4 protein-coding genes are annotated in these 13,242 nt (G+C 54.5%); all 4 read left to right on the forward strand.

The window, feature by feature from the left end; translation table 11 throughout:
• Positions 1–261: 261 nt before the first annotated feature.
• Entirely contained in the window at positions 262–1,440 is a 1,179-nt protein-coding gene (gene avs1a / locus BMY54_RS11300; RefSeq protein ID WP_093432589.1) for an AVAST type 1 anti-phage system MBL fold metallo-hydrolase Avs1a, read from the forward strand.
• Entirely contained in the window at positions 1,437–7,244 is a 5,808-nt protein-coding gene (gene avs1b, locus BMY54_RS11305; RefSeq protein ID WP_175559581.1) for an AVAST type 1 anti-phage system protease Avs1b, read from the forward strand. The genes avs1a and avs1b overlap by 4 nt, the downstream gene beginning before the upstream one ends.
• 17 nt (positions 7,245–7,261) lie before the next feature.
• Positions 7,262–7,510: an AVAST type 1 anti-phage system protein Avs1c gene (gene avs1c, locus BMY54_RS31280; RefSeq protein ID WP_371914436.1), complete on the forward strand. Its 249-nt coding sequence runs from the start codon at positions 7,262–7,264 to the stop codon at positions 7,508–7,510.
• A 292-nt stretch (positions 7,511–7,802) separates the two neighbouring features.
• Positions 7,803–13,160, forward strand: a complete 5,358-nt coding sequence (locus BMY54_RS11315) for an AAA family ATPase (protein WP_175559582.1) — start codon at positions 7,803–7,805, stop codon at positions 13,158–13,160.
• Positions 13,161–13,242: the final 82 nt, after the last annotated feature.

Below are 13,242 nucleotides of genomic sequence, written 5' to 3' on the forward strand. Positions count from 1 at the left end.
TTGAACTCGCGGGAATAGACCTTTCTTTCGTTCATGGAGCCTCCAAGTTGCCGAAATCATATCGCCCTTAACAGGTGTCCGGGATACTTGACCAGTTCAATCCGCCGCTGAAACCGTCATTATCGGAGCGCCGAAGGGGCTTTAGGGGTCGTAAGCCTGGGAAAATCGCGACCACGAATGCAGCGTTTCAAAATGTCTTCACCTTGCTAGGATTTCATCCATTAAACTGCTGTCCCCTTAACTAGACGTTAGTTGCGAAGTATGCTCAGCCTGAAAATGTACCCGTCCAAGAACGGTGACGCATTTCTCATCAACGCGAATGGCAATCACTTGTTGGTTGATGGAGGATTTGCAAGTACATATACAAATTACATCGCCCAGGATTTAGCTGAGCTTTCCCGTCAAGGCAATCGAATCAGTCTGGTGGTGTGCACCCATATTGACGCGGATCATATAGGTGGGCTCCTAGCATTCTTTTCGGCCAATGGCTGCCCCGACAGCCGAGGCATTGAAGTGGACGCCGTCTGGCACAACAGTCTGCGCTCCTTATCCTCCCAGCCTCAGGGACCTTGCATGCCTCAGGATGCGAGGGTCCTCGAATCCATCAAGCGCCGCGGCTTCCCTTTGGCGACCGAGCGTGCGGCCGATCCAATCAGCGTCCGGCAAGGCAGTTCACTGGCCAAGCTTCTCAGGATTGAACGCTACCACTGGAATGATGGCGACGGATCCCAATGCATAGACAGCCGCGTCGCTGCGCTCGACCTACCGAACGCTGTACAGGTTAAAGTGCTTGGCCCAACAGTCGAACGGCTGGAGAGCCTTCGAACCTGGTGGCTGAGAGAGATGAAGAAACTTGGCTACCGAGGCGTGGGGGAGGCCAGCGATCTCGTGGATGATGCCTACGAAATGTGGTGTGCCCATGATTCTCAGTCGGCTGCTCCCTGCATTCGACCGATTGCAGCACAGAAAGATCTTCAGCTTACCAAGGTGTATACAGCTGACACGTCGATTGCCAATGGCAGCTCCATCGCTCTCCTGCTTACGGCAGGGAAGGCGAGTGTTCTCCTGTTAGGTGACGCTTGGGCTGAAGATATGGTCGCTGAGCTGAAGCAACGACAGACGGACGGAGGGATACAGCTGTTTGATGCCATCAAAATTTCCCATCATGGCAGCAATCACAACACCAGTGTGGAGCTGCTGGCTATGGTAGACGCCCCTTGCTTCCTGATTTCCACTGATGGCAGTCGGCATGGTCATCCGGACTTTGAAGTTTTGGCGGAAATCGTAGACCGCCCCGCGGCCTTTGAGCGCAGGATCTATTTTAACTACGAAACCGCAGCCTCGCAGCAGTTGCGCACTTACACATCGAAGTCCCACGCGCGTTTTAGCGTGCATGTGCCTGAAGGTGAATGGATTCAAATAGGAGAGGCAAACACGTGACGGAAGAGGCGGTCAAACAGGCCACATGCATGATTTCTGGGGTAGGGGATGCAGGTACAGGCTGGCTCATTGCGCCCACGCTCGTGCTGACAGCTCTTCATTGCGTAAAAGCTACCACCGCGGAGGGAGGGGTCATCACTGTGCGTTTTGGGGCGGGCGTCGCAGCGATTGAATTCACAGTGGTTGTTGAAGCGCACGACGACGATCTCGACGTCTGCCTGCTTCGCCTGCCTGTTCCTCTGAATGTGGAGCCCATTGCAATAGATGTCAGCCTCCCCCGAGTGGGCGAGAAATGGTATGCGTTCGGCTATCCTGCGACCAAGCTTGATCTTGGACACGCCCTCAACGGTGAAGTCCAGCAGGCCTTGGGCGAATTGGTCCATGGAGTGGACCTCGATCTCTCGGTCACGCCGGGCACCCATCTTTCAGGCTATCACGGACTGTCAGGTGCAGCCCTGATGGTTGGCCGCGTTTGTCGAGGCATGCTGAGGCTGAATGTCGACACAGCCCTAGCGGCACTCAGCACCGATAAGCTGCGAGCGTTCCTCGATGCCAATGGCATGCTTCCCGAAATCTCCGCCGAAGCTGGGATAAGCGCTCCACATGGTTTGCGACCTGAATTTGACGGGCAGTTTGAAACCCGACTGGCGAGCGCGAATGGAGGGTACCTCGTTATAGAGGGCGCGCATGGCATTGGCAAGTCGACGTACTGCAGGCGGTACGAACCCAAAAACCCGCCACTCGAAGTATTGGGGATTTATGCGTTTTCGGAGCGCGGTCGAGGGATAACGCCCGCGCACCAGGCTCAGCCAGAAGTATTCTTTGACTGGGTAAACTCATTGTTGTCGATGGACGTGAGCGGCAAGCCGGCCAGATTGCGGGAGCTCACATACCCTCAACTTATCCGGAACACTCATGAGGCTCTTCAGGCGTTGGCCAACCGTTGCGCTGCGGCGGGCAAGATCGGTGTGCTGTTTATCGACGGCTTGAATGAAGCTGTCGGCGTGAGCACGGATAGTCTCCAGCGCTTTGTAAGCCTTCTCCCATTGGCACTGCCTCGTGGGCTCGTGATAGTGATTACTGGCGTAGGCTTGGACGCGCATGCAAGCGGCATTGGCTCGCTGTTGCAAGCCGCTGAACGCCTGACTCTTCCTGCCCTCGAATACGAGAGTCAGCGTGGGCTGTGCGTCGAGTTGCTCGATCCTGGAGTGGTCACGTCGAATCTGGTGACCATGCTGTGCGAGCGGGCCAAGGGCCACCCACTTTACCTTCGCTATCTGGCGGATATGGTGAACGGGGGCGCGAGCGAAGGCGATATCGCTCAGTTGCCCGCATTTAGTGGGGCCATCCAGGACTACTACGAGACCCTATGGGGTCAGTTACTGCCGGACAAGGACGCGGTTAACCTGCTCGGCATTATTGCTCGGCTGCGTTGGGGAATCTCTGTCACTGACCTGACAGCCACGCTTTTGCCGACTGAGAGTGCGGTCTACATACCAACGCTGACTCGAATCCAGCACTTACTCTCTCATTCGGGTAGCACCGAGATATATCATCCATCCTTTTCGGAATTTGTTGCGCACAAAACATCAGCCGTGGACCAGCTCTTGCAGGAGAGACTGGCGACCTTCTGCAACGGCTCTGCAAGCGGCGACTACGGGTCGCTGAATAGGATCTATCACGGCCTGCTCGGAGGAACGCAGTCGCAATTGCAGGCAATTCAAGGATGTCAGCAAGCATGGGTGGACGCCTCCGTTTTGCTCGGGGCAGAGCCTGATGTACTGCTAAGTGACATCGACGAAACGCTTAGCGCAGCCACGCGTATCGGTACGGCCACCGATATGGTCCGATTACTGCTTTTGTCCCAACGATTGACCTTTCGTTACGACACCCTGTTCGCGCAATCAGCTGAGTTGGTGGCGCTGGCGTTACTTGCGCTCGGGAAAACCGAGGAAGCGCTGCGCCATGTCATTCGTAACGAACGGCTCATAGTCGACGCTCACCAGGCATTCAAAGTCGTCAACGCACTGACCCGGATGGGCAATACTCGCGAAGCTTTAATCCTTCTGGAAAAGGTTGAACTCACACTTCTTGCGATCTTTGAGCAATGGCAAACCGAAGGCAGCATCGAGACTGACCTGTTGATCGATACGGTCCAATTGCGGTTACACGGATTTGGCTTGGCAATAGCTGCTGGTGGGCAACCGCCTGTTAACAATTTTCTTAACGCGGTTGTGAAGGGGATTGTGCGCGCTCCCAACACTCCGTTCTCCGTCGAGGGGCAGTTCGAAATTCTGCTGCAGCTGACTGGCAACCTGAGGGGCACAGCGCTCTGCCTGAATAGCCAGTATAGGCCCGTCTCGCAGCTTAAACTCCCTGACAAAGATCCCGCACAGGTTTTACAGTCGCTGCTACAGATACTGATTCATGCAGAAATGAACTCGCGGATGTACGGCGTACGGCTGCCAAGAGAGGTAATTGACCGGCTGCTGTCCGACCTGGAGATCTTCAGGGATGCGCCGCTGTCCCCTAAGGACGCGCGTCTGATCTTTGTTGATACGCTGATTGAAACTGGCGCAACTGGGCGCTTAGTAAGCAAGTGCTCAGTGGGGGTTGTGGGCACCAGAGAGATGCTGACTTTTTACAAGACTAACCGTGCTGATCCCGATGTCGTAGGATTTCATGAGTCTTATCAGCAACTGCGCGCAAGCTGCTTTCTGAATGAAGCCCTGGCAACGCCAGTGGTCCAAATCTTCAAGAGTGATGACTGGGAAGGATCGCTGCAGTCGATTGCTTGCGCAATTGCTTGGAGCGATGGGGCCGCGCGAAGAGCCAAGGCAGCCGGTGATCATGCAGCGCTTGATCAAGTCTGGTCATTTATGGCGGAAGTCGTTCTGCCGTCATGCTTCTTTCCACTGGCTTCTCGAATCCAATGGCAGGGCGCCTATACCATCCCAGAAACCGTCATTCCCTTGCTGCACGAGCGCTTGGCAAAATTGATGCTGGACTGCTTCCCCCTGCAGGTTTCAGTGTTTCTGCTGATGCTCGATGAGGCATTTGACAGCCAGTTAGGCCTCTACAACGAAGGTTTTCGCCAGACGCTAGCAGTTGTTGCCGAGCAGTTCATTGCTGCGAAGCTTGAGGGTGCCACGGCTGACGCTCTGTTCAATCTGGTGATCCGTTGGAGGGACTATGTCGAGGCTAATGTCGAGAACAGATTTGAGCTCGTGCCGGAGCTACTGCGCATTGTCCCTCTTCTTGCGCGGCTAGACTCGGCGGAAGAGGCGTTCAATACCTACCAGTCGGCGCTGCGTTTTTCGATGGGCCCGAGTTGGTATAAAGAGGACCAGCTCTCTCTGATGTCCAGTACCCTGGAGTCCCTCCCTGTTGAATCGGCAGTACCAGCTGCATCGCTTGCTCAGATTGCCGCTTACCTGGAGCGAGCCAGTGGGGAAATGACATTTCAGCGTTATGTTCGGGCGGACAAGGGCTGCTTCATCGCTCAACTCTGTCGGCGATCGTTGTACGCTGACGCCATTCAATATTTCAAGCATCAGTCCTGCGGGTCATTGGCGGAACTGTTTGTGCAAGCAGCAGCCGGCAATCTGGACAGGGTTTCACCTCTGATTGGTATGCGATTCCCTGGAGGTGCGCTGGAAGAGCAGGCGGCGCTGCTGGCTTTGCTTCGTCAGGTGTCGACCAAGGCTAACTGGCGTGTTCGCTGGGCCCTACTTGAGGTGTACCAGCATGGGGATGAACGACACCTGGGTGACTGGGGCCAAGAATACGCACTCATAATTGCTGAGTTCGCAGATGATCCAGCTAATGTGGCTTGGGCCATTCGACGAATCCACGTGATCGCTCAAAGCATGTACTCAGAACGGGCGTGGATGCTGCTTAACGCGCTGGTTCCTCTATTGCCTCCCAATGTGAAGTCGGACTTTACGCGCTTGTTGGAGGAAACCGAAACTCACCTAGGGCCGGCCCGCCTTGAGCAACTCGCCTCCATGTTTGGGCTGACCCCGGCATTGCGTAGGACAACCCAAGCCGGGACGGACAAACCAGAAGTCCAGCCAAGTTCTTCCGATGCAAGCAAGGATAAACTGTACCGTCCAGGTCTCTTCGGAAAGATGTCGGTTGAAGAAGAGGCTCGCGCTTCACTGGAGGTTGCACGCTCCCTCCTGCGGCGTCGGAATTCGTCCGCCGCGGTCAATACGTGCATTGACGTCCTGCGGAAGCTGCAAGCTGGAGGCTGGTCCATTTGGTCGAAAACCCATACTGGGAGTGCCGCAGAGAATTTGATCAAATCAGTGGTTCAAGACGGCAACGAGTTAGCGCGTCTCTATGGTCCCCTGATGCTCGAAGAGCGCCATGCTCAGCGTTGGTGGGTCGCATCCCACCTCATCGACGTGGTAGCCGCTAAGGTTGACGCTACGCAACAAGCCGCCTTGCTTGGCATTGCCATCGAACATGTTGGGCAAATGGTGGGTGAGGCGTCGAGTGCGGCGTTTGAGTACCTCAACGGTTCACTGATGGATGCCACGGAAGCCCTTTTTGAACTGCTGCTCTGGACACTTGATCATCCTGCTTGGGAACGTCGAGATAGCGGCGCGGCGATGCTGCTTTGGTTAGCCTCTGCTAACGACACATGGCTGCCTCAACTGGTGAAGCTTGCATTTTCAATGGATCCGCGCAGCCGAGCAGATATCGCCGCAGCGGTATTTGACGTGCTCTCGCACCGCAATCCGACCTTGTTGTGGCAGCGGATAGCGCCGCATGTCGTTATCGCTGATGTGTTAGCGGAGTGCCGTCACGTGGGCAGGTTTGTCACGCTCTTGCGCATTGCGCAACGGGCGAGTGAGCAGGGCGGCGCCGGTGCGGCTGAGGTTGTGTCGGCAATGAGCTCAAGTGTTGCTGAACACCCGGCATCCGTTCCTGCCGAGAATAAAGAAGTGCCTGATTATTTTCCGCAGGAACTTCACGAGCTTTGGTATACGTTAGCAGAGCTCGGTGTATTTACTGAGGCATCTATACTGCAAATGGAGGCGGTCGTTGCCAAAAGCTGTTTGCCCCTTTCCGTGGATGTGGCGAAGCAACTAGAGACGAAGGTCGCCGAGGGCTTCGGGGAGCCTAGTCATCTTTCGACAGATCGTTGGGCTGGGAAAATACGCTATAGCCTGAACACAGCACTGTTTCGTCCCATGCCTGTCGACACATTTTTGGCAATAGAGGCGGAGCTCCGCACCTATAACCCAAGCACCGTTTCGTCACCGAAAGATGGTAACAAGTTGCTCGCCGGCCTGGTGAGTGCGCTCGAAAATGGAACGGAGCAGCATTACCGGCCGTCCTGCGATGGCTTGGTGTTTTTGGATCTCCAAAGCTTTGTCGAATTAGAGGGAAGACCAGCGTTTGTTGAGCTCATCTCACATTTGTTGCCACCAGATCCGAGGCAGGCACCCTATCCCCCGATCTATGGGTTCAAATCCACTGAGCTTCCGCCTGTTTTCAATGACGAGCAGATGGCTGTCTGTGTCAGAGCTATGCCAGTCGTAGCGTACTTCGCCTCACTAAGTCCGGCCATTCCTACTTTCCGGTTTACCCAGCTCATCGGCACGACCTCATCTGCGACTCTCAGATATCACTGGCGAGATGGCAGCACCGTTATGAGCGCCGGCTGCAGTCGCCGTTACGAGGCGGCACTGCTAGCAGTCCATCGGGGAGCGCTTACGCTTCCCCCTGGTTGGAAAATTGCTTGGATGTTGCGAGTTAATGGGGACGTAAGGGCTGTTCTGAATATTTTTTAACACGGGGGTTTACCATGATGGATTCTTTCGAAACACCCTCCACACGGGCCGAATTCGAAGAGCGGATGGGCTATTCGGCGGAACAGTGTCGAATGGGGCTCATGCACTTTGCCAAAGGCCTTCGTGGCCCTGATAGCCTAATGAAGGTTAGGTGTTTGCCCAATGGTAGGATCGATTTGCTTAGCATTGACGAATCAGCGCGTCTGCATGCAAACATGATGCATAACATGCGTGGCTTCGTGCCACCCGATACTGATAAAGAATAATGGAGTGATATAGATTCAGGGTTCACGCCGCCAGATGATCAATGATTTCTACAGGCTCGACCAAATGGAAGGGCAAGTGTTATGGAAACCACAGCTGCACTTGCGAGCGAAGGAACATAAAGGTCTCGGTCGGCTATTGTTTTGCGATCCTGATTCTTGACGTCGTTAGTCCGAGAACAATCGCTGATGACTCGGAGGGAGATAATGTGAGGGCGGGCAGCGGTGGTCCAGCTGGCGTGCTAAGGAATTAGGGCCCAGGTATTCGCGAGATTAAGAGGACTGCTATCGAGTAGTGGACGAAATTGGCGAAGCTGGTGAATATGTGTTTTTCATCGCAAGGGCTCGATTACCAATGGCTGCGGACAAGGAAAGTCAATCCACCTCTACTGAGCTCACTGGCGGTACGGGGTTCACCTACGAAGACTTGGTGGTCGCGTATTACCTTGCCGCATTGCTGCTTGAGGGCCATGCTGCTGGCGTGTCTGGAGTAGTAGTTTCCGTCGCGGTACAGCAAGCAGCCGATCAGCCAATGGATGACGTCATCGTTGAGCTAAAGGACAACCTGGGCGTGCGCACAATGGCTCTGCAGCTCAAGCGGACATTGCGAATCTCAGCTGCAGCAAGCAATAGTGATTACCTTCAAGTCATGTCGTCTTCAACAGCGACTCGACAGTTGCCCATTTTTAAGCCAGATCGCGATGCTTATGGGTTTATCACCGAGCATGTAGCTCAGAACCCTTTGCGCTCTCTTAATCGACTGATCGAATGGGCTCGTGCTAGCGTTGATGGTTCCGATTTTGCTAGGCGATTTGCGTCGGGCGGTAGCGCCGCAAAAGCAGAGCGGGACTTACGAAACGAACTGCGGCCGCTGACCGGCACCATCTCTGATGACGGTGAGGCGGATTTCTATCGCCACCTGATTGCACAACGGATGGACGGTTTGTGGGAAGGCGGCTCCAACCGTGCTTCGATATTGACCCAGTTAAAGAGTCTGGTGGCCAATGATGTCCATGGCGCGGAAGAGCTGCTGTTCGACCGCCTCTGTCGCATCGCACGCAACGGAGCCGGGCAGGGGAAAAAATGGACTCGTCCAACTTTGTTGCAGCAGTTATGTGGGGTTATGCGCCTACGCTGCGCTCCTAGCTATTTTCACGATATTCAGTTAGTCCAACGCTTCTCTCTCGAAGGTCTAGCCGATGTTATCGAAACCATTGGCGGCTGCCATATCGACCGAACAGGTCTGAAAGACCGTATTGTCGAACACCTGACAACCTTTCGGTTGGTAAACATCACCGGTTTGCCAGGGTGCGGGAAGTCAGTCGTTTTGAAGCAGGTTGCCAAGAAATCATCGGAACTCGGTCCTATCTTGTTCTTGAAATCAGACAGGTTGCAGGGCAGTGGCTGGTCTGCATTCGCCTCAGGGATAGGCCTAGTTCATTCTGCTGAGGAACTGCTGGCAGAAATAGGTGCGTCCGGCACTCCGATTCTCTTCATCGACGGTATCGATCGTGTTCGGCCGGACCAGAAGGGTGTCATCACAGACTTGCTGCGCACAATTGAACGCCATGAGTCGTTAAGCCACTGGAGAGTTTTGGCTACGTCACGCGACCAAGGCCTGGAGCCCTATCGAGCTTGGTTCCCCAGCAGTTTCTATCAGGGGACTGGTATTGGCGACATCGCTGTGAGCCCTTTTAGCGATGTCGAGGCCGCTCAACTCGCGGCGGACATTCCTGCATTGAGAACCCTACTAATCGGGTCGCCTGCCATTCAGGAAATTGCACGTAGGCCATTTTTTGCCGCTGTGTTGGCCAGAGGCACCACATCAGACAGTATCGCTCCCCAAACAGAGAACGATTTAATCACGGCTTGGTGGGCGCGCGCCGGGCACGATGCTGCGCCAGAGAGCGCCGAGCTACGCCGTCGAGCAATCATCGACCTAGCGGAGACCGGGGTGCGCGGGCTGGGCAAAAATATCCGTATTCGGAATTTGAAGGACGCCACGATAGCCCAATTGGCCACGCTCAAAGCGGACCTACTCGTTCGTGAAGACGACGATGGAGCTTCATGTTCCTTTACTCACGATATCTTTTTTGAGTGGGCATTCTTCCGTCTACTTATCGACCTTTCCAGCGAGTGGTACGAGGCAATCTTGGCAGCCGGGGAACCACCTTTACTGGCGCGTGTAGTGGGGCTGTTGGCACAGCAGAGGTTGGGGGCTGCTAAGCGCTGGACAGAGGGGTATCGCTTGCTAGAGGCCAAGTCGATGAGGCCTCAATGGCTCCGCGCCTGGGTGACAGCTCCACCGTTCTCTGTTGCATTTCTTGCCTCGCCCACTAGGGCAGAGTTCACGTCGGCGATGACGGATGCCGACTTTCACTGGCTTGAAAAGCTGCTGGTCTGGTTTCAGGCAGAACATACGATTCCCAATCCCGTTGTATTGCAGCAGGGTAGCGGCGACCAAGGTAGCGACTCGATACGATTAGCCCACCTGCTTGGTTGGCCGTCTGATGTTCGTAGCTGGGGGCGGTTGATTGACTGGCTTCTCGGCATGGCCGACGCGTTGCCTGGACGCTTGGTTCCGAAGGCTGTTGAGCTTCTCGAAGTCTGGCTGAACATGTTTGCCAATCACCACAACGCTCGTACTGGTGGGATCGTGTCGCAGTGCAGCAAATGGATCACGCAGCTTGAATGCTCAGAATCGATGGATGATCCCGACACTGATGACGCCAAGTGGGACGATCTGGGCCGAGAAGCTATTCAACACCTCACTTCGGCATTACGCCGCTCAATTTTGCGTTGTGCTCATGCGTTTCCAGAGGCTGCCAAATCATTATATCAACGCGCCATCGGCAAGGAGCGTTTACACGGCGATACCTATGTAGATCTCATGGCCTATGCACACATAATGTCGACGGTTGCACCTGACCTGCTCGTCGACCTCGCCAAGGCAGAGCTGCTTGAGGAGCTGCCGCAAGCTCGATTCGACCGGGAGCAGAGGGAGTACGAGCAACAGGCTGCCCGTCGGAAGGCATTGCGTGCTATTCCTGAGTCTGAGCGCACACCAAAGCAACAATCGGCGCTTGATCATTTCTTTTTCCCGTTGGGTCGAGAACGACCTGACTTAGAAAATATAGGCATAACTCGGCACCACGGTTTCTACACTGATCCGTCAGCCTTACACGAACCATTCGCAAGCCTGTTTAGCAAGGCGTCGAGCTTTGCTCAAGCTTTGGTCCGAGATCTTGCCAATCAAGCTGTGACTGGATGGCGGCAGGTGCATGCGATCAATGCGGAGTCGATGGGCACACCATTACCTCTTACCCTCCAATTCCCTTGGGGAGAGCAGACGTTCTGGGGGGATTGGCGGGTTTACAGCTGGTCCCAAGGCCAGCTCGCAGCCGCCCCGTTGGAGTGTGCGTTTCTGGCGCAGGGTTATTGGGCTTTCCAACAGATTGAGAGCGGCCATGACGCAGATGATGTCATTCGCGAGATCATCCAAGGGTCTGAATGCTATGCATCATTGGGGTTGGCACTTGTAATTGCACTTGAAACTCTGAAGGTTTCAGAAACAACGCTGCCTCTAATAACCTGCCAGAGACTTTGGCATCATGATATCAAACGGATGGTCGAAGCTCCGTCATTAGATATCGACATTTTTGGATTAGGTCTTTACTCACGTCTAACAGGTGCTGCGGCACAAGCAAAGCAGTTCCTAAAAAAGCGCAAGAGTCGAACGCTTAATGTGCGGGACCTGGCGGTATCTTTCGCGCTGACGGGGGACGATCACCTGCGATCGCGCTTCAAAGAGGCGCTGTCGGCATTTCCGGGAGACTTGCCCTACGAGTTTGAAGAGTCACGTACACATGCGGCAACCACTGAGCAATTGCTGGAGTGCTCGCTACAGTGGTCAGGTCTCGGCAATCAAGAAAACTACAAGCGCATTGCTAGTACGGAAGGTACTACCGCTGTTACCTATGAATCACCAATAGCGCTCGCCCCAAATCAGCGAGCCAGACTTAACGAAGCCAACGCCTTTCTACAAGCACAGCATGTCCTCAGCTGGGCTGAGCGGTCGCTGGAAAAAAATGCACCGCAGCCGGATTGGGATCTAGTAAGTGCTGTCGCATTTGCCAAACAGCACGATCACACTGACATGTTTGATACGCGCGGAGATATCGGAGACCACGCGGTGCAAAGCTCAATTTCGGCGATCGCCGCATGCGTAATTCGCTTCAGTGGCTGGGCAGCGTCCGAGCTTGATTGGGCATGGGAGGTGATGCTGCGTGTATCGACGATGCGCGAACCGAACACCTATCTCGGGTCGCGAGTACCATGGCATCCTTACAACCATCTGATCGTGGCGTTGGTCCATAACCGGGGAACAGATGAACCCGAAGAAGAATCTGTCCGTCTATTGCTGGATCTGACCAGACATCCCCTGGATGACATCGCTCAATTCAGTTTTATAGGATTATTGGTTGATAAGCAGCTGTCCGTTAGTTGGATCGCCGCTCAGCTAGCGATGCGTTTGGCTATACGCTGGCGCCCTGTATATAAAAGCGACGGTAATCATGACCACTCGAAAAATCAGAAGTATCGTATTAACAGTTTTTCCGATTGTGTTGCTGCCTTAAACAACACTTCGCCATCCCCTCTGCCGACAGTCCCACAGGCCTGGGAGCAGGTGAGGGCTGATGATCTACTGGAGGAGGATTGCCTAAGAGATCCTGACCCGGCCTTCGATTGGGACTTTGCGGGAAAAATCTTCTCATCTTTCCCGATCGAGAAATGGTGTGGCGAAACTGGATACCGTAGTCATTGGCAGGCAGCACTGGGTGAATTAGTAGCTTGGACTGCAACGCGCCTCATGCCCCCTAAGATCGTGGGCCATCGCTCACGCAACCCTGAAGCCTACGGTTGGCACCATACACTCAGCGCTCTCATTGCACGGTCGGCGGTATTGCTGGATGCCTCATGGGTACGCGAGCAGTGCCTTGATCCATTTTTGGTTTCGGATGACGAGGCGCTTTCAATGCTGAGTCGTATAGCTAGCGCCTTGGTCACCCATCATGTCCTGGACTCGATTACTGTGCCGACAGGAGTCATGCAGCTTTTGGATGCATGTGCCGATCGTCTCGTTGAAGATAGAGCTTTCGCTGGGCACAAGAATCGAGACGGTACGGTCTATGGCAATGCTATGCCCCGGTTGATCGAGGCATTGCTGTTTATTACGGTTGAAAACGCTCCTGGAGCGCATCGCTTTGCCAATGGCGATTGGGCTGAAATCAGAATTATTATGCCGCTCGTAAGCAAAGTGGTTTCTTCGGTCGGTTGGTCAGCCTACGTTATGGGGAAGTTCCTCATACTTTGCGAGCGGGCGGGAGATGCTTACCCTCTGGATGATTTCATTCGCCAAGTGAGCGCGGCACTCCAGAATCTCGATGCAGCTCATGGAAGCTGGACAGGAACGATTCTGCCGGCTCGTATAGCCGCTGTGATCCAGCGGCTTGCTGATAAACATTATCCTCTCCGCCAAGACCAGGCTGAAGGATTGCTCCGCATACTTGATACCTTGATTGATCTTGGTGATCGCCGAAGCGCGGCTTTGGAGCAGAGCGAAACGTTCCGAGAAGTGCAGGTCATGGACTGAAAGATCTGCAGGCCTGAATTGTAGGTGGCAAAAAACAGAGGGATCTTGGACGTTTTCTTGCCAAAGCAATACCTAAGAAACC

This window comes from Pseudomonas sp. ok266 (assembly GCF_900110195.1).
In the GTDB taxonomy this organism is placed as follows: domain Bacteria; phylum Pseudomonadota; class Gammaproteobacteria; order Pseudomonadales; family Pseudomonadaceae; genus Aquipseudomonas; species Aquipseudomonas neuropathica.